Annotated in this window: 17 protein-coding genes; 12 read left to right on the forward strand and 5 right to left on the reverse strand. The window is 68.6% G+C overall.

Features of this window, described 5'->3' with window-relative positions:
• Positions 1 to 232: 232 nt before the first annotated feature.
• The gene (locus tag QHF83_RS16235) at positions 233 to 721 is read left to right on the forward strand and encodes a hypothetical protein (RefSeq protein ID WP_282418744.1); all 489 of its coding nucleotides are present in this window, start codon (positions 233 to 235) and stop codon (positions 719 to 721) included.
• A 25-nt stretch (positions 722 to 746) separates the two neighbouring features.
• On the opposite strand, the gene QHF83_RS16240 is transcribed toward QHF83_RS16235, so the two are convergent.
• The gene (locus tag QHF83_RS16240; protein ID WP_282418745.1) at positions 747 to 1,703 is read right to left on the reverse strand and encodes an AraC family transcriptional regulator; all 957 of its coding nucleotides are present in this window, start codon (positions 1,701 to 1,703) and stop codon (positions 747 to 749) included.
• A gap of 164 nt (positions 1,704 to 1,867) precedes the next feature.
• On the opposite strand from QHF83_RS16240, the gene QHF83_RS16245 reads away from it, so the two are divergent.
• Complete coding sequence (locus QHF83_RS16245; protein WP_282418746.1) at positions 1,868 to 2,965, forward strand: Gfo/Idh/MocA family oxidoreductase; 1,098 nt, start codon at positions 1,868 to 1,870, stop codon at positions 2,963 to 2,965.
• 4 nt (positions 2,966 to 2,969) lie between these two features.
• On the opposite strand, the gene QHF83_RS16250 is transcribed toward QHF83_RS16245, so the two are convergent.
• Positions 2,970 to 3,953, reverse strand: a complete 984-nt coding sequence (locus QHF83_RS16250) for an ArsA family ATPase (RefSeq protein ID WP_282418747.1) — start codon at positions 3,951 to 3,953, stop codon at positions 2,970 to 2,972.
• A gap of 100 nt (positions 3,954 to 4,053) precedes the next feature.
• On the opposite strand from QHF83_RS16250, the gene QHF83_RS16255 reads away from it, so the two are divergent.
• The 4 genes from QHF83_RS16255 to QHF83_RS16270 all read left to right on the forward strand — a co-directional run bounded on the left by QHF83_RS16255 (position 4,054) and on the right by QHF83_RS16270 (position 8,153).
• Positions 4,054 to 4,830 (forward strand): phosphoadenosine phosphosulfate reductase family protein, encoded by a 777-nt coding sequence (locus QHF83_RS16255; RefSeq protein ID WP_282418748.1) that lies wholly within the window; start codon positions 4,054 to 4,056, stop codon positions 4,828 to 4,830.
• A gap of 200 nt (positions 4,831 to 5,030) precedes the next feature.
• On the forward strand, positions 5,031 to 5,690 hold the full coding sequence (locus QHF83_RS16260) for an HAD family hydrolase (RefSeq protein WP_281313197.1): 660 nt from the start codon (positions 5,031 to 5,033) through the stop codon (positions 5,688 to 5,690).
• Between the two features lie 34 nt (positions 5,691 to 5,724).
• The gene (locus QHF83_RS16265) at positions 5,725 to 7,350 is read left to right on the forward strand and encodes a lactate racemase domain-containing protein (protein ID WP_282418749.1); all 1,626 of its coding nucleotides are present in this window, start codon (positions 5,725 to 5,727) and stop codon (positions 7,348 to 7,350) included.
• A 131-nt stretch (positions 7,351 to 7,481) separates the two neighbouring features.
• A complete protein-coding gene (locus QHF83_RS16270; RefSeq protein WP_282418750.1) occupies positions 7,482 to 8,153 on the forward strand; it encodes a beta-phosphoglucomutase family hydrolase in 672 nt (223 codons plus the stop codon).
• Positions 8,154 to 8,176: 23 nt separating this feature from the next.
• Here QHF83_RS16270 and QHF83_RS16275 read toward each other — a convergent pair whose 3' ends face one another.
• Together QHF83_RS16275 and QHF83_RS16280 are read right to left on the reverse strand one after the other, a co-directional pair.
• On the reverse strand, positions 8,177 to 9,226 hold the full coding sequence (locus tag QHF83_RS16275; protein ID WP_282418751.1) for an aldo/keto reductase: 1,050 nt from the start codon (positions 9,224 to 9,226) through the stop codon (positions 8,177 to 8,179).
• 55 nt (positions 9,227 to 9,281) lie between these two features.
• The gene (locus QHF83_RS16280; RefSeq protein ID WP_282418752.1) at positions 9,282 to 9,914 is read right to left on the reverse strand and encodes a hypothetical protein; all 633 of its coding nucleotides are present in this window, start codon (positions 9,912 to 9,914) and stop codon (positions 9,282 to 9,284) included.
• Between the two features lie 95 nt (positions 9,915 to 10,009).
• On the opposite strand from QHF83_RS16280, the gene QHF83_RS16285 reads away from it, so the two are divergent.
• From QHF83_RS16285 to QHF83_RS16295, 3 genes are all read left to right on the forward strand, one after another.
• Positions 10,010 to 11,272 (forward strand): HEXXH motif-containing putative peptide modification protein, encoded by a 1,263-nt coding sequence (locus QHF83_RS16285; RefSeq protein ID WP_282418753.1) that lies wholly within the window; start codon positions 10,010 to 10,012, stop codon positions 11,270 to 11,272.
• Between the two features lie 8 nt (positions 11,273 to 11,280).
• Complete coding sequence (locus QHF83_RS16290) at positions 11,281 to 11,760, forward strand: hypothetical protein (protein WP_282418754.1); 480 nt, start codon at positions 11,281 to 11,283, stop codon at positions 11,758 to 11,760.
• Between the two features lie 63 nt (positions 11,761 to 11,823).
• On the forward strand, positions 11,824 to 12,678 hold the full coding sequence (locus QHF83_RS16295; RefSeq protein ID WP_282418755.1) for a hypothetical protein: 855 nt from the start codon (positions 11,824 to 11,826) through the stop codon (positions 12,676 to 12,678).
• A gap of 32 nt (positions 12,679 to 12,710) precedes the next feature.
• Here the strand turns inward: QHF83_RS16295 and purB are convergent, their stop codons facing one another.
• On the reverse strand, positions 12,711 to 14,012 hold the full coding sequence (purB, locus tag QHF83_RS16300) for an adenylosuccinate lyase (RefSeq protein ID WP_282418756.1): 1,302 nt from the start codon (positions 14,010 to 14,012) through the stop codon (positions 12,711 to 12,713).
• A 131-nt stretch (positions 14,013 to 14,143) separates the two neighbouring features.
• Here purB and QHF83_RS16305 point away from each other — a divergent pair, with 131 nt between their 5' ends.
• Genes QHF83_RS16305 through QHF83_RS16315 form a run of 3 tightly spaced genes read left to right on the forward strand, consistent with a single transcriptional unit; the run spans position 14,144 to position 17,218 of the window.
• Complete coding sequence (locus QHF83_RS16305; protein ID WP_282418757.1) at positions 14,144 to 15,664, forward strand: serine/threonine-protein kinase; 1,521 nt, start codon at positions 14,144 to 14,146, stop codon at positions 15,662 to 15,664.
• The gene (locus tag QHF83_RS16310; protein ID WP_282418758.1) at positions 15,636 to 16,592 is read left to right on the forward strand and encodes a tetratricopeptide repeat protein; all 957 of its coding nucleotides are present in this window, start codon (positions 15,636 to 15,638) and stop codon (positions 16,590 to 16,592) included. Before QHF83_RS16305 ends, QHF83_RS16310 begins: the two co-directional genes overlap by 29 nt.
• 14 nt (positions 16,593 to 16,606) lie before the next feature.
• Positions 16,607 to 17,218, forward strand: a complete 612-nt coding sequence (locus QHF83_RS16315; RefSeq protein ID WP_282418759.1) for a hypothetical protein — start codon at positions 16,607 to 16,609, stop codon at positions 17,216 to 17,218.
• The last annotated feature ends 30 nt before the right edge of the window (positions 17,219 to 17,248 follow it).

Raw genomic sequence — 17,248 nt, forward strand, 5'->3', positions numbered from 1 at the left:
GGTAGGTGGGTGCAAAGTGACGAAAATTCGTCACGAAGGGCTTGGCCCATAGGTTGCTCTATCTACGGACAGAGCGCCTGCTCCGGTCCCCCCCCCCGCCGTTGAGTAGGCGCTCTTTTTTTTTGTCTCGCGGCATCGTTGCTCCGCGAGGGCGTCGCTCTGTCGCGACGCGCTATGTTCGGCTCCGGAGACGGAGGAGCAGATGCGCGACGCGTGGACGGGATGGAGAGGCATGGCCGTGCTGGTCCTGGCCCAGGCCGCCGGGTGTCTCTCGCTCTCGACGGGTAACGGCGGAACGGGCGGCGCGGGCGGGCAAGGCGGCGGCACGGGGGGCCTCGACGTCGTGCCGGGCGGCGGCGGCGCCGGCGGCGACGACGGGAGCGGGGTCGTCACGGCGTCGTCGTCGAGCGGGGGCACGTCGAGCAGCGGCCTCGGCCAGGCGTGTATCGAGGCGTCCGAATGCATGAGCGGCTTTTGCGTCGACGGCGTGTGCTGCGATGTGGCCTGCGACGGCATCTGCGTGTCGTGCGCTCGGCCGAGCAGCCTCGGCACTTGCACGAGCCTGCCCGCGCAGGAGGAAGATCAGGGAGGGGGCTGCGCGATCACGAGCGCCTGCGACGGCGCTGGCGTCTGCAAGCTCAAGAACGGGCAGCCGTGTGCGCAGAACGATGAATGCCTGAGCAACACCTGCCACGGCGGCATGATGACCTGCGTGCCCTGAGGGGTCTTTCCTTATCGCGAGATCGTCACCTCGGTCCCGCAGCGGGCACCACGTCCGCTTCGCGCTCCTTGAGCCGACGTCGGAAGGCGCCTGGGGTCTCGCCGAGGTGTCGCTTGAAGGCTTTTACGAAGGCGCTGTCGGTCTCGTAGCCGACCGCCTGCGCGATGGCGCTCGTGGACCTGTCGCCGCCCGCCATGAGCTCTGCGGCCCTGTGCATGCGCCAGCGCGTCAGGTAGGTCAGCGGCCCCTCGCCGACGACGGCCTTGAAGCGCGCCGCGAACACCGAGCGCGACATGCTCGCCAGATGCGCGAGGCTCTCGACCGTCCAGGGTTTCTCCGGGTTCTCGTGCAGGCGTTGCAGCACGACGCCGATCTGCGCGTCGGTCAGAGCGCGCAGCCAGCTCGCTTGTTCGACGGGCAAGGACGCCACGTGCGTTCGTAGCGCCTGGACGAACAAGACCTCCGAGAGCCGGCTCGCCACCGTCTCGTAGCCGGGTTGTTCCGCCTCCATCTCCGAGGCCACGAATTGCAACGTGGATTCGAGCCACCGCGCGGCGACGCCCCCGTCGCCCTTGACGTGGATCAGCGGCGGCAAGCTCGCGATCAGCGGGTCGAGCGACGTGCCTTCGAAGAGGAAGCAGCCGGAGACGAGCGTGGTCGGCGCGCCCGCGCCGCCATGATGCACGAGCCCGCCACAACGCCCGCCGCGTATCGCATAGATCTCGGCGACCGGCGTGGGCCGCGTCCCCGGAGCATCCCGGAGGACGTGGGAGCATCCGCCGAGAAGAAACACAAAATCCCCTCCCGAGAGCGGGATGCGCGCGCCGTCGACCTCGAGCAGGCAGCTCCCGCGCGAGACCGCATAAAACAGAGCGTGCCCGGGCTTGTCGACGCGCATGCCCCACGGCGCTCGCATCTCCAGCCGTCCGTACACCTTCGTCCGCAGGTGAAGCCCGCGCAGCACGTCCGCGAGAACGTCCATCGTCCCTCCGTGGCGGACGATCGAACCACAAAAACGGACGTGGCGCCAATGATCGTCCGCAGCTTTGGGATTACGGTCCTTCGCAGGCCATTCGATGCGAGAGGGGGCGGACGAGCGCTCGGTCCCCGGGCACGGGTGCGCCCGAAAGAAGGGATGGAGAGATCATGAGCAAGACGGGGACGTCGAAGAAGATCCGCGTGGGTATCGTCGGGGCAAACCCGGACCGGGGCTGGGCATCCCACGCGCACCTGCCCGCGCTCCAAGCGTCATCCGCTTTCGAGATCACCGCCGTGAGCACCAGCCGGCAAGCGAGCGCGGACGAGGCCGCGCGCCGCTTCGGGGTGCCCCACGCCTTCGACCGCGCCGAGCGCCTGATCGAGCACCCGGAGGTGGATCTCGTGGTCGTCTCCGTCCGCGCGCCGTTGCACGCGGGGATCGTGCGCCCCGCCATTGTCGCGAAGAAGCACGTCTTCTCCGAATGGCCGCTCGGCGTCTCCCTGGCCGAGACCGAAGAGCTCGCGCGCCTCGCGGAGTCCGCGGGCGTCCGTACGTTCATCGGCGTGCAGCGGCGCTTTGCCCCGGGTGTGCGTTACCTGCGTGATTTGCTGGCCGAGGGGTACATCGGCAAGCTCCGCTCGGTCACGCTCCATATTTCGGTGCCGCACCTCGGCCCGCGGGTCCCCGAGGCCCTCGCGTACACGACCGACGCGAAGAACGGCGCGAACGCGCTGTCGATCATGGCCGCGCATTACCTCGATACGGTGTTCGCCGCGGTGGGCGACGTGAAGAGCGTCTCCGCGGTGGTCGCGCGCCAGTTCGACCAGGCGACGGTCATCGAGACGGGCGAGACGTTGCCCATCACCGTGCCGGACCAGGTGCTCCTCAGCGGGACGCTGCAGAACGGCGCGGTGCTGTCCGCGCACATCGAAGTCGGCAAGCGCAATGGCGGCGAGATCTGGGCGACCTTCACGGGGACCGAGGGCGACCTGCGTTGGTCCCCCGATTTCACCGTCTCCGGCGCGCGCGGCGACGGCCAGCCGCTCGAGCCGCTGCCGATCCCCGAGCGATATCGATCGCCCGCCCAGGGGGATCTGAACGACGACGCCTATCAAACGGCGCTTCTCTACACGGCGCTGGCGAAGGATCTCGCGGAAGGGACCGAGGTCGTCCCGACGTTCCGGGATGCCTGGAAGCTCTACCGGCTGCTCGATGGCCTCGCGGAGTCGTCGGCGACGGGAAAGCGCCTGGAATGGAAGGGGTGAGCGGCTAGAGCAGCTTCGCGAGGATCTTCGTCCCCTCCACCGTCGAGGCCTCGTCGAAGAGGTGCGGCAGGTTGATCTGCGGCAGGTCGATCTCCTTCGCGAGGCGCTCCAGGCTCTCGGCCTGCACCTTCTCCCGCACCGCGCGCCGCGCCCCCGCCACGAGCGCGCTCTCTGCCGTCCCATCCGTCCGGTTCGGCGCGTCGATCTCGAGCAAGGACGCCTCCCGCGCGAGCCGATCCCGCTCCTCGGGCGAGAAGAGCGGCGCGAGGACCGCGTTCACCACGAGGCGCAGGACGGGCAGCGTGAGGTCTTTCTTGATCGCGTCGACGAGCTCGATCGTCTCCTGCGCCGGCATCTCCTCCGGCAGCGTGACGACGACGATCCCGCTCCGCGTCGGGTCCTGGAACATCGCCCACGCCTCCTCGGCGTCGCGGCGCAAGACGCCCGGCGGCACGACGTCGAGGATGACCTTCGGCACGCGCATCATGTCGAGGCCGTGGCCCGTCGCCGGCGCGTCGAGCAGCACCACGTCGAAGCGCGGCCGTCCGTCGGGGCCGAGCTCCGTCGTGTGAAACCACGCCTTGCCGAGCATCGCCCACTCGTAGAGGCCCGGCACCGCGCGGAAGAAGGTCTTCGTGTAGCGGTTGTCGAAGACGGCGTGCGCCACGCTGCGCACCTTGAGGACCATCTCCCCGTACTCGGTGAGCGCCTTCTCGGGCGAGATGTTCACGGCCCACACGCCCTCGGCGACGGGCATGATCTCGTCGCCGATCGGCTTCGTCCCGAGGATCGCCGAGAGCCGCTCCTTGGTGTTGCAGAGCGCGACCAGGACCCGCTTGCCTTCCCGCGCGAGCGCCACCGCGAGGGCCGCGGAGAACGTCGTCTTGCCCACGCCTCCTTTGCCCGTGACGAAGAGGAAGCGGCGCCGCCCGAGGTCATCGACGAGCCGCCCCGGCGCGCGGCCTTGCGAGGGAGAAGAAGGGGGCATGCGATCCGGCGATCCTCTAGGCGACGAGGAACGGAAAGGCAACCGGGTTCTGCACGCCGGAGGCCAGCCAGCCGAGCCGCGCTCTGCTACCACGAGGGACATGCGCGTCACCGAAGCGGGCCTCGAGGCCCTGAACGGGCGCCTCGCCGGCGCCGCGCCGCTCGATGTCCTGCGTTTCGTGCACCAAACGTTCGGCCGGAGGGCCGCGATCCTGACGAGCATGCAGCGCGCCGGCACGTGGCTCTGCCGGCTCGCGGACCAGGCCGGGCTCGACTTCGACGTGCTCTTCGTGGACACGGGCGTCCTGCACGAGCAGACGCGCTCTGCGCGCGACGAGCTCGCGCGGACGCACACGAATCTCCGGGTGATCACGCTCTCGCCCGCGCGCACGTTCGCCGAGCAGACGGCCGAGGAGGGGCTCTTGTACCTCTCCGTGGAGGGCCAGGAGCGCTGCTGCGACCTGCGCAAGACGGCGCCGCTGCACGCGCTGCGGGGCCGCTACGACGCGCTCGTCTCGGCGCTGCGGCGGGGCGAGGGCGGGGCGCGCAGCAAGGTGCGCTCGGTGGGGCTCGACCTCGCGATGGGCGCGCTCCGCGTCCACCCGCTCGCGCACGTGACGAACGAGGAGCTCGACCGGGCCATCGCCGCCGATCCGGGCGTCGTCGTGAACCCGCTCCACGCCATGGGTTTTCGGACGATCGGCTGCTTTCCCTGCACGACGCCGGTCCTGCCCGACGAAAGCGAGCGCGCCGGCCGCTGGCGGCATTTGGCGAGCGTGCAGTATTGCGGGATCAATCCAGTGGACCGCGGCGCGGCCGAGGGTGGGATCGAATTGGACGATCGTTATGCCGAGGCGCTGTCGGGGTCGGCGGCGTAGGCGGACAAACACTTCCGGCGCCGCCCATCCGCCAACTCGGTCTGCCTGTCAAGGGCCTCCCTCGTGTGGGATTACGCTCCTTTCTGGGTCGCGAAAGCACGAGGAGAGGGCCGAGCGGACCGAGAAGTTCCGGCGCGAAGCTCCTTTCGCGCCACCTTGTACTTGACGAGAGGCCTTCCAGAGGTGATTCCGGGACGCAAATGGCAGCGAGCTACTTCGACGTGGACGGCACGCTGATCCGCACGAACCTCGTCCACCCCACGCTCTATTACGTCCTGAACCAGAACACGCCGCTGCACAGCCTCGCGAAGCTCGGCGGGGCGCTGGTGAAGGCCCCGTGGCTGGCGTGGGCGGAGACGCGGGACCGACGCATCTTCAACGAGCTGCTCTTCACGTCCTACGGCGGGATGAGCGAGGACCGGCTCGTGGGGCTCGCGGTCGAGACGTTCGAGCGCGTGATCAAGCCCAACATCTACCCCGGCGCGCGGGACCTCGTGCAGACGAGCCTCGACAAGGGGCACGACGTGGTGCTCGTCTCGGGCGCGCTCGACTTCCTGATGCGCCTGCTCGCCGAGCACCTCGGCGCGACGGACGTCATTGCGAACCGCCTCGAGATCAAGGACCGCTTCGCCACGGGCAAGCTCCTGCGCCCCGTGGTCGCGGGCCCCGAGAAGTCGCGGCTCATTCGCGAGCACGCCAAAGGCCGCGGTCACGACCTCGACGAGTGCTTCGCTTACTCCGACAGCTACTCCGATGTCCCCATGCTGAGCATCGTCGGCCACCCGGCCGCGGTGAACCCGGACAGGAAGCTGTCCCTGCTCGCGAACGCCTACCACTGGCCCATCATCCACGTCGACTGAAGCGGGCGGGATTGCCGCCGAATACGAGAATGCCATGAGCCATCCCTGTGTCGTGACGATCGACAGCCGCAGCGCACCCCGCGTCCTCTTCTCGGGCGACCGGCTCGTCGAGGTCGACCTGCCGACGGGCAGCCGCGTCATCTACCCGAAGCCGCCGCTCAAGCCCTTGAAGGACGTGGACGCGGCCATCCGGTACGCGATCAACCACCCGTACAACTCCGAGCCGCTCTACGCGAAGCTCCGGCCGGGGATGAAGGTGACGATCGCGATGGACGACATCTCGCTGCCCTTGCCGCCGATGAAGCGGCCGGACATCCGCGAGCGCGTGCTCACGATCGTGCTCGACCTGCTCGCCGATTACGGCGTCGACGACATCGAGATCATCATCGCGACGAGCGTGCACCGCCGCATGAAGGACTGGGAGATCCGGCACGTCGTCGGTGACAAGATCTTCAACGCGTTCTGGCCGAAGAAGCTCTACAACCACGACGCCGAGAACCTCGCCAACATGAAATACCTCGGCACGACCGAGGAGGGCGAGGATGTCGAGCTCAACCGGCGCGCGGTGGAGAGCGATCTCATCATCTACGTGAACCTGAACCTCGTGCCCATGGACGGCGGCCACAAATCGGTCGCCGTGGGCCTGTGCGGCTATCGCAGCCTGCGCGCGCACCACAACCCGCGCGTGATGCGGCAATGTTATTCGTACATGGACCCGAAATCGTCGGCGCTCAACACGAGCGTCGTGCGCATGGGCCGGCTCGCGAACAAGAAGCTCAACGTCTTCACGATCGAGACGACGATCAACAACCGGATGTTCGATACGCCGCTCGAGTTCCTCGCGAAAAACGAGGACGATCTCTCGCGGACCGAACGAAACGCGCTCCAGGCGCTCCGGTTCACCCTCGACAAGATGCCGCAGCCCGCGCGCCAGGCGATCTTCCAGCGCGTGCCCTCGCCGTTCGGCGTGACGGGCGTGTTCGCGGGCGAGACCGAGGCCGTGCACGAGCACACGCTCCGGCGAAGCTTCGAGCAATACTGTGTCCCGGTCGTGGGGCAGAGCGACATTCTCATCACGGGCATTCCGTTCATCAGCCCGTACAACGTGAATTCGTTCCTGAACCCGCTGCTCGTGCAGGTGATGGCGAACGGGTATCTCTTCAACCTGTATCGCAACGCGCCCATGGTGAAGAAGGGCGGCACGATGATCATCATGCATCCGTGCACGGACCTCTTCGACAACGAGCACCACGCGCCGTACATCGAGTTCGTGCACCGCGTGCTGCCCGAGACGCGCGACGCGATGGAGCTGCACAAGATCTGGGAGCCGAAGTTCGCGAAGAACCCGGCCTACATCGAGATGTATCGATACGGCCACGCCTATCACCCGACGCACCCGTTCTTCATGTGGTACTGGGGCGAGGCGGGGCGGCAGCACCTCGGCCGGGTGATCGTCGTCGGCGCGGACAACGAATACATCCCGCAGCTGCTCGGCTGGGAGACGGCGCGGACGATGGACGAAGCGCTGCGGATGGCGAAGCAGACCGCGCCGCCGAACCCGGACATCATGGCCCTGCATTGCCCGCCGATCTTCATGGCGGACATGTCCGTGGAGAAGCAGCGCGCGCCGATTGCGGCATTGCCCGAAGGGCAAGGCTGACAGACGCCCCCCCGGCCTCCCGCTCCGACCGATCTTCGCAGAGCCGGCCCGGCGGCACGGACGACATCATGGAGCTCGTCCATGACCGTCCGCCGGGGCCCACCAACCCGCGATCCGCGCTAGGGTGACGCATGAACGAGGTCCTCCGCGCTGTCGTCTTCGACATGGATGGCACGCTCGTCGACAACATGGCCTTCCACAATCGTGCGTGGGAGATCGTCTCGGCGCGGCTCGGCGTGCCGATCAAGGCCGAGCGCTTTCAGCGTGAATTTGCGGGAAAGAAGAATGAGGAGATCTTTCCCGAGCTCCTCGGGCGGGCGGTGCCGCCGGACGAGCTCGCGCGGCTCGCCGAGGAGAAAGAGGGGCTCTACCGCGCCGCGTACCGCCCGCACCTCGCGCTCACGCGCGGGGCCGATGCCTTCCTCGAACAACTGCGGCACCGCGGCGTGCGGCTCGCAATCGCGACGGCGGCTCCGCTCGCCAACCGCGATTTCGTGCTCGATGGGCTCCGCCTCCGCGATCGTTTCGAGCGCGTGGTGGGCGCCGAGGAGGTGACGCGCGGCAAGCCGTCACCCGACATCTTCCTCCGCGCGGCGCAGGACCTCGGCGTCGCGCCAGCGGCGTGTGTCGTATTCGAGGATGCGGCGAACGGCGTGCGCGCCGCGAAGGCGGCGGGGATGGTGGCGGTCGGGATCACCACCGCGACGACCGCCGAGGAGCTGCGCGACGCGGGCGCCGACTGGACGTCCGCGGATTTCGCGTCGCTCCCGGCGGCGCTGCTGGAACGGCTCGGGATCGCGTAGCCCTCGCAGGAGACGAGGCTTGTTCAGCGCGGGCGCGTGACGTCCGGCAGGTCGATGTCGTTTGCGCGATCGCCGTAGATGACGCCGCGAAGGCGGGGGTTACCCAGGAAATCGTGCGGGAAGCCGAGCTCGATCCGGCTCACCTCGTTCAGGCGGCCGAGCTGGTCGTCATTGAGCGTGAAATCGAGGCCGGCGAGGACGTCCTTGATCTGCGATGTCTTGCGCGCGCCCACGATGGGCACGACGTTCGCCCCGCGCTGACGCACCCAGTTCGTCGCGACCTGCGCCGACGTTTTGCCGAGCTCGTCCGCGATCGCGTCCACGGTCTTCGCGATGGAAAGGTTTTTCGGCGAGAGGCGCTGCTCGTTGCCCGCCGCGCGCTTCGTGTCCTCGGGCGCGCCGCCGCTGCGTGAATACTTGCCCGTGAGCACGCCGCCGCCGAGCGGCGCCCAGGGCGTCAGCGTGATGCCGAACGCCTCGGCCATCGGGATGAGCTCCCGCTCCACCGTCCGCTCGATCAGGCTGTATTCGATCTGCAGCGCCGCGAACGGCGAGAGGCCCCGCAGCGTCGCCAGCGTGTTCGCCTGCGAGACGACCCACGCGGGCGCGTCCGAGATGCCGATCGAGAGGACCTTGCCCGCGCGGACGAGGTCGTCGAGGCCCCGCATGACCTCCTCCACGCCCGTCGTGAAATCCCACGCGTGCACCCAGAGCAGATCGATGTAATCGGTCCCGAGCCGCCCGAGGCTCTTGTGGACCGCCTGGACCATGTTTTTTCGCGAATTGCCCGAGGCGTTCGGATCGCCGTTCGCCGTGGAGAGCGAGAACTTCGTCGCGAGCACCCAGCGGTCGCGGTTCTGCGCGATGATCTTGCCGCAGATCTCCTCGGTGTGGCCCTCGTGATACTTGTTCGCCGTGTCGAGGAAATTGCCCCCCGCCTCGGCGTACGCGGCCGCGACCTCGATCGACGTCGCCTCGTCCGCACCGAACCCCCACCTGTCGCCGAAGCTCATCGTGCCCAGGCACAGCTCCGACACCTTGATCCCCGTTCGACCCAAGAGCTTGTAGCGCATGTTTCCTCCCGCGAATTGCGGATCGGGACGTGCGTACGCAGGCCCGAGGGCGAAATCAAGGGGGCAGCCGGTTTTTGGCTTCCTGTCGTTCCTTCGCGTACCCGATACCCACGCGGACCCCCACGAGGGCGATCGCCGCGAGGCCGATGGCCGCCATACGAACAATGTCGAGCGCGAGCCCGAAGACGAACACGAGTGCGCCGAGCGCCACGCCGAGCAGCGGACCCTTGATGCGTAATGCGCGCTCGGCCTTCACCATCGCCGTGGTCGCCGTCTCGAAACACGCCTTGCAGCGCACGTCGTCGACCGCGACACACGAATCGCACAGCGAGACGCGGCAGACTCCGCAGGCGCGCTTCGCCTCGGCCGTCGCCCCTGGGTCACGATAGCCGCCCTTGCCGCCCGGGTGCACCTCGCAGACCGTGTCCTTCTTCGGTTTTCGCCGCGGGATCGGGTCCTCCGAGGGCGGCACCTTCACGCCGTCGATCCAGATCTCGCTCCGCGCGACGTCGAGGTTCCGCACGCGCCGGAGGAGCACGCCCCGCTTGCCGATCTTCAGCGGAAAGTCGCCGAGCGCGTGCGTCGGGATCTCATTTTCGCGCGTCCTCTCCTCGTCGACGAAGATCGTCAGGAAAGGCTCGCGGACGTCGACCTGTACCCAATGTTTCCCGATGGACCAGCCGGCCATGCGCTTCGGCTTACCACGCCGCCGCGGCGGAATGAAGCAGCGCGCCGCGCGCATTCTTGCTTGTCGCCTCGCGCCGTTCTGCCCACAATGGCGCCGTGCCTCCCGCCCTCGCCACGCGCCCGATCGAGCCTCCCGAGGACCTCACGATTCCCGCGGCGGGCTCGGAGACCGCGAAAGGCGTTCTCTCGCGCGCGCTCGGTCGCCTCGTGCCCGAGCTCCTCGGCGTGGGGCAGGGTCTCGCGCTCTCGGCCGAGGCGCGCGCCGATCTCGCCGTCTTTCAGGCACTCGTGCGCGAGGTCGCGCGGAAGAACCCCGGCTCGCTCCCGAGCGTCCTCCGCCGCACGGCGATGGGGACGCTCGTCCGGTGCCTGCGCGCGCCGCGGCCCGATTCCGAGGCGCTGCTGCGCGAGCTCATCGGGGTTTTCCTCTTGCACCTCGCGCGCGCCTCCGCGCTCCCGCGGGCCATTCGACAGAAAGCGCCTCCGAAGCAGCTCGTTTCCACCACGGCGTGCATTTCGATCGGTTTGCCCGAGGATACGCGCGCCGTCGTGTTCGAGAACGAGGGAAAGATCGGCATCGAGCGCGCGGACGGCGTCAAGGCGCTGAGCCTTCAGGCGCTGGAAGCGCAGCCGCCGGGGTATTCCGAGACGCGCGCGGGCGTGACCGTATCGCGGCCGTTCTTCCCGATCGACGGGGGTACGGTGCTCGCGCTCGTGGACACGAATCCGCTCGCCATGGTCGAGGCGCACCCCGACAAGGAGGGCAATGCGATCGACCTCGGCGGCAAGAGCGTGACGGAATGGACGCGCCCGCTCTCCGAGGCGCTCGGCCTCGTGCGGGAACACCTGCCGGATCTGCGGGGCGAGATCGAGCTTTTCGTGCAGCAGATCGTACCCGTCGGATACCACGACGAGAAACACCTCTCCGCGTCGTACCAGGAGGCGATCGGGACGATCTACATGTCCCTGCATCCGAGCCTCATGACGATGGCGGAGGCGGTGATTCACGAGTTTTCGCACAACAAGATCAACGCGCTCTTCGAGATCGATCCCGTGCTCGAAAATGCGTTCTCTCCGCTCTACACGTCGCCTGTGCGGCCCGATCCGCGGCCGCTCCACGGCGTCCTGCTCGCGGTCCACGCGTTCTTGCCCGTCGCGCGGCTCTACGAGCGCATGATCGAGGCGGGCCATCCGCTCGCGAAGGCGCCGGGATTCTCGGAGCGATTCGCGCGCATCCGGCAGATCAACGCGGAGGGCGCTGAGGTGATCCTCGAAAACGGAAAGCCGACCCGCGTGGGGAAGGCGGTGCTCGACGAGATCCAGCGCTGGCACGCTCACTACGAGAAAATGGACGCCTGAGGGGCCGCGTGCGTCCCGACGAACGCGTCCTCCGCGATACGTTCCGGGAGCAACTCGCGCGCCTGCGTTCCTTGCGGGTCGATCTGCGCACGCTCGGGCCGCGGGCCACCGAGGAGCACGCGGCGCGCCTCGCCGAGGCGTTCGTCGAGCCAGACCGTAGCTTTGCCTTTCGGCAGGCGCTCGAAGGGAAGGGCGAAGCGGTCGACTTCGAAACATGGCTCCGCCAGGACCGGCTTTCGCCGCGGGAGATGCACGGCTGCCTCGAATGGCTCGCGGCTGGCGCCGAACGGGTCGTCTGCGTGCGATTCGACCGCCGCGCCGGGTTTCCAGCCGTGGCGCTCGTGGTGCGCACGCTCCACGAGTCCTGGGTGTGCTCGTGGCCCGGCGTGTACGTGCATTTCGAGGCGGGACGGGCGCTCGCCGTCACGGTGCATTACGAGCTATTCCAGTGTGATCTGCGGGTCGGGATGGGATCGCCTTATCGGTAGGAGCGCCTCGACCCCACGTCGACCGCTGTTCCTTTTCGCTTCCGCTTCGCATACAATCACGAAATGAAAAAGGATCTCCTCCTCGCCCTCGTTTTTCTGCTCATCGGGTGCGGCACGAGCACCGACCCGATGACCCCTGTCGACGGTGGCGTCGGCGACGCGGAAACCGACGGCGCCGGAGGCGGTGACGCGGGCGACCCGTGCTGGGCGAATCAACCCGGACCCGACAATACCGGCGTCCCCAAGGGGACGATCCTCACCCCGAGCGGATCGATCCAGGTGACGACCAACGGCGCGATCGTCGAGGACCTCGACATCCAGGGCGAGGTCCAGATCCTCGCCGACGACGTGACGATCCGGCGATGTCGGATCACGAGCGGCGACTATTACCCGATTCGCTACTTCGACAACGACAACAAGGGTCTCGTCGTCGAGGACACCGAGATCATCGGGACGAGCGCAGACGTCACCGCCGGGCTGTCGTTCTCGAACTACACCGCGCGCCGGGTGAACGTCCACGGCGGCGCCGACGGCTTCAAGGCGGACGAGAACGTGCTGATCGAGGATTCGTGGATTCACGACCTCGGCAACTATCCGGACCAGCACAACGACGGCGTCCAGTCGACCCATGGGCTGAACGTCCATCTCCGCCACAACCGGATCGAGGGTGCGAGCAACGCCTGCGTCCAGACCGGCGACGAGAGCGGAGATACGACGGATCTCCTGATCGAGTGCAACTGGCTCTCCGGCGGCGGCTATTCGCTCAACCTGCGGGGAGACATGCCGACCGGGATCAAGGTCCTGCGCAACCGCTTCAAGGGCGACTGGGGGTACGGGCCGTGGACGATCGACGATCCGAATCCGACCGTTGTCGGTAACGTCAACGACGCCGACGGGACGCCGATCGAATATCCGTGAGATTCACCGGCGAGGGGGCCCGGACAGCCCCGTCAGGGCGCCGCGATCGCGCGGTCGACGATGCCGGAGACATGCGAGAGCGCGTGGTCGAGATCGAAGCACCGATCGAGCTCGGCCGACGACAGGCGCGCGTTCACGTCCGGATCGGCCGCGAGCAGGTCGCGGAACGTGCCCTCGCCGGCGAGCGCCTTCATCGCGTTGCGCTGCACGAGCACGTACGCCTCCTGTCGCGGGAGGCCGTAGGAGACGAGCGCGAGCAGCACGCCCTCGCTGAAGAAGAGCCCGCCCGAGAGCGAGAGGTTCTTCCGGAGGTTGTCCTCGCGCACGACGAGGCCTTCGACGAGCGAGGTCGTGCGCTCCAGCATGAAGCCGAGCGTGGTCGTCGCGTCGGGCGCGATCATGCGCTCGACCGAGGAGTGCGAGATGTCGCGCTCGTGCCAGAGGACGACGTCTTCGAGCGCGGGGATCGCCGCGGCGCGCACGATGCGCGCGAGGCCGCAGAGGTTCTCGCTGAGGATGGGGTTTCGTTTGTGGGGCATCGCGGAGGAGCCCTTTTGCCCCTTGGTGAAGGCTTCCTCGGCCTCGGCGACCTCGGTGCGTTGCCAGTGCCGCACGTTCGTCGCGAGGCGTTCGATGCCCGCGGCGACGAGCGCGAGCGCGTTGAAGAACGCGGCGTGACGGTCCCGCGGGACGACCTGCGTGGCCACGGTCTCGGGGCGCAAGCCGAGCGCGGCGAGGGCCTCAGCTTCGATCTTCGGCGAGAGGTGCGCGTAGGTGCCGACCGCGCCGGAGATCTTGCCGACCGCGATCTCGCTGCGCGCTTCGCGCAGGCGCGCGCGGCCGCGCTTCATCTCGGCGAGGTGGCCCGCGAGCGCGAGGCCGAAGGTGATGGGCTCGGCGTGCATGCCGTGGCTCCTGCCGATCATGGGCGTGCGGCGATGCTCGTCGGCGCGGCGCGAGAGCGCGACGACGAGGCCGTCGAGCCGCTCGAGCAAGAGATCGCCGGCGCGGACGAGCAGCACGGCGAGGCTCGTGTCGAGCACGTCGCTCGACGTCATGCCGCGGTGGAGCCACCGCGCGTCGGGCCCCGCGAGCTCCTCGACGTGCGTGAGGAACGCGATGACGTCGTGCTTGACCGTGCGCTCGATCTCCTCGATGCGCGCCGGATCGAGCGCGAGATTTTTGTCACGAAGCGCTCGGGCCACGCCGACGGGCACGAGACCTTCGGCCTCCATCGCCTCGCAGGCGGCGAGCTCGACGTCGAGCCACACGGCGTAACGAGTCTCGGACGACCAGAGCGCGGCGAACGCGGGCGGGGTGTATCGCGGGATCATTCGCCGCGAAAGCTGGGAGAAGTCGCGCGCGCCGTCAAGCGGGCCGGGCCCGAGCGGCGCGGCAGGAAAGGCGACGGGCTCGGCCGGGCCGTGCTAGGCTCGGCTTGTACTTTTCAGGGGGCCATCGCTCCATGAGCACCGAGAAGATCCAGCCCGGCCTCGTGATCGCTGGCCGCTACCGCATCGTCAAGCAGCTCGGCGAAGGCGGCGTGGGGGCCGTGTATCTCGTGCAGCACGTCCACACCGACGAGCGCCTCGCGCTCAAGGTGCTGCACAACGAGACGCTCTCCGATCCGAGCACGATCGAGCGGTTCCGCACCGAGGCGCGCGCGCCGGCGCGCATCGACAGCGACCACATCGTGCGCGTCACCGACGCCGACGTCGCGCCCGAACTGAACGGCGCGCCGTTCCTGGTCATGGAGTTCCTCCGCGGGAAAGACCTCTCCGGCGAGGCGGAAGCGCGCGAAAAGCTGCACCCGAAGGAGGTCGTGCTCTACCTGCGGCAGGCCGCGCGCGCGCTCGACAAGGCCCACGCGATCGGGATCGTGCACCGCGATCTCAAGCCCGAGAACATCTTCCTCACGGTGCGTGAGGACGGCACGCCGTGCGTAAAACTGCTCGACTTCGGCATCGCGAAGCTCACGGGCGCCGCGTCGAGCGCGATGGGCGCGCACTCGAAGACGAAGACCGGCGCCGTGTTCGGCACGCCGCTCTACATGGCGCCGGAGCAGGCGCGGGCCCAGGCGCACCTCATTGGACCTCATACCGATGTCTGGGCCATCGGCCTCATCGCGGCGCGGCTGCTCCTCGGCTTCGATTACTGGCAGGCCGAGACGATCAGCGACCTCGTCGTGCAGATCGTGGTCGACCCGATCCCGCCGCCGTCGCAGAAAGGCAGCCCCTTCGGCGCGGCGTTCGACGCGTGGTTTCTGCGTTGCTGCAGCCGCGACGCCTCCCAGCGTTTCCGTACGGCCGGCGAGACGATCACGGAGCTCGCGGCCGCGCTCGGCGTCGTCGAGGGGCCCGCGCTCGTGCTCGAAGTGACGGAGATCCTGGAGCAGGCGCGCGCGGCCGAGGGGGCGCCGAAGAACACGGTCGCCGGCGCGCCGATCGCGCAGAGCGAGGGGGCCGCGCGTCCCGCCTTCGCGAGCACGCCGCAGCCCGAGAATCCGAGGGCCCTGACCCCGATGGGCGGGGACGCCATCTCGCCGCAGACGGCCATGGGCGCGACCGTGCTCGCCGCGTCGACGGCCGTTCCGGTGGCCCAAACCGGGAGCCAGCCGAATGCGTCGAGCAACAAGGCCCCTATCTTCGCGGCGATCGCCATTGCGCTGATCGGTATCGTCGGTGCCGCGGTGATGTTTGGCTCGAAGAACGACGGCAAAGATCCGAAACCCGAGGCGGCCGCCGCCGAGGCTGCGCCTTTGCCCCTGCCCACGCCGACCCCGAAGGCCCCCGTGGCCGTCGATCCGCCGGCGAAGGTCGAGCCTGCCGCGGCCGTGTCGGTCGAACCCGCGGCCGCGCTGCCCGCGGTCTCCGCGAAGCCCGCCGCGCCCCCCTTGCCCCCCGGCCCGGGCCGCACGAAGCCGGTGCCGACCGTAACCACCAAAAAGAAGCCGAACGATGACGACCTCATGTCCGGTCGCCGCTGACTTCGAGCGGCGTCGCTCTTTTCGTTTCGTCGCCCCGGTCCTTGCCTTCGCGACGCTCTCGTTTTGCGCCACGCCGGCGTTCGCCAATGATCCGGCCGCGGCCGAGGCGCTTTTCCGGGTGGCCAAGGGCCTCATGGAAAAGAAAAACTACGCCGAGGCCTGCCCGAAATTCGAGGGGAGCTACAAGCTCGATCCGGCCATCGGCACGAAGCTGAACTGGGCCGATTGTGTCGAAAAACAGGGCCAGCTCGCACGTGCGTGGGCCCTGTGGGGCGAGGCGCGGGATCAGGCCAAGCGCGAGGGCGACAAACCCCGGGAGGACCTCGCCACGCGCCGGCAAAAGGAGCTCGATCCGCGCCTGCCGCACTTGACGGTGCAGGTGAAGGGCAGCGTCGAGGGGCTCGGGGTGTATCGCGACGAGGTGAAGCTCGACCCCGTCACGTTCGGCGTGCCGCTGCCGGTCGACCCGGGCAAACACGTGGTGACGCTCCGGCGCGGGAACGACGTGCTCAAAGAGGCGGCGGTCGAATCGAAGGAGAAGCACACGGACGAGGTCACGCTCGACGCGACGGACGTGCCGCCGCCGCCGCCCGCGGAGGTCACGCAACCGCAGATCGTGCCGGGGCAGGGGGACAAACCCAAATACCGGATCGCCACGGTCCGCCGCAGCACGGGCATGCTCGCCGGCGGGGTCGTCCTCGGTGTCGTCGGTGGAATCGTGGGGCTCGTGGGCGTGGGCATGGTCGGATTTTCGAAAGGCCGAGCGCTTGATGGCTGGGGGACGCTCGGCGTGGGCACCGTGATGTTCGGCGGCGGCATCGCGCTCGGCGTCATCGGCAATCAGAAGATCCAGCGCAAGCTCGAGGTGACGTACATGCCCGAGGTCTTCATCGGGCCGAGCTCGGTCATGGTGCGCGGGGTGTTTTGAGCCAAAGGGGGGGCATGCGCCGGGGCATTTCGACGTTTTGTCTTCTCGCGCTCACGAGCGCGCTCCCCGCGTGCATCGCCTTCCCCTTCGCGACGCCGCCGGTCGCCATCTCCGGGGGCGGCGGTGTTCGTTATGGGGCGTCGAGCACCGAGCAGACGGGCCCCGGAATGGGGCACGTCGACGTGGGCGTGAAACCGCTCCAGCTCATGCGTGACTGGCAGAAGCGGCGCGCGGACGTCGGCGTGGGCTACACGTTCGAGGCGGGCGCCGGGCCCTCCCGGCACGGCGCCTTCTTCGAGGGGACGGTCTTTCCCGTCGTGGATCAAATCGCCCGTATCGGCGTCGGGGCCCAGCCGCGGCTCTGGTACGAGCCGGAGACGGACAGGATGGGGTTTGGCATGGCCGCTCGTGTCACGGCCGAGGTCCGCGCGTTCGAGGCGACCACGTTCTCGGGGACGAGCTCGAGCGGCGGCGCGATGGGGTATGCGCACGGCGAGGCCGGGCTTGGCCTTTACCTCGAAGGCGCGTATGCGAAGATCGGGGAGCGGCCGAACGTGACGCTGGGGTTCGGTCTGACCGCCCGCATTCCCGCCACGGTCGGCCTCGCGCTCGTATTCCTGCGCTGAGGCCGCCCGCGCCCGCCCGCGGCGGCCGGT

It is taken from the genome of Polyangium sp. 15x6 (assembly GCF_029960785.1).
Classification (GTDB): Bacteria; Myxococcota_A; Polyangia; order Polyangiales; family Polyangiaceae; genus Polyangium.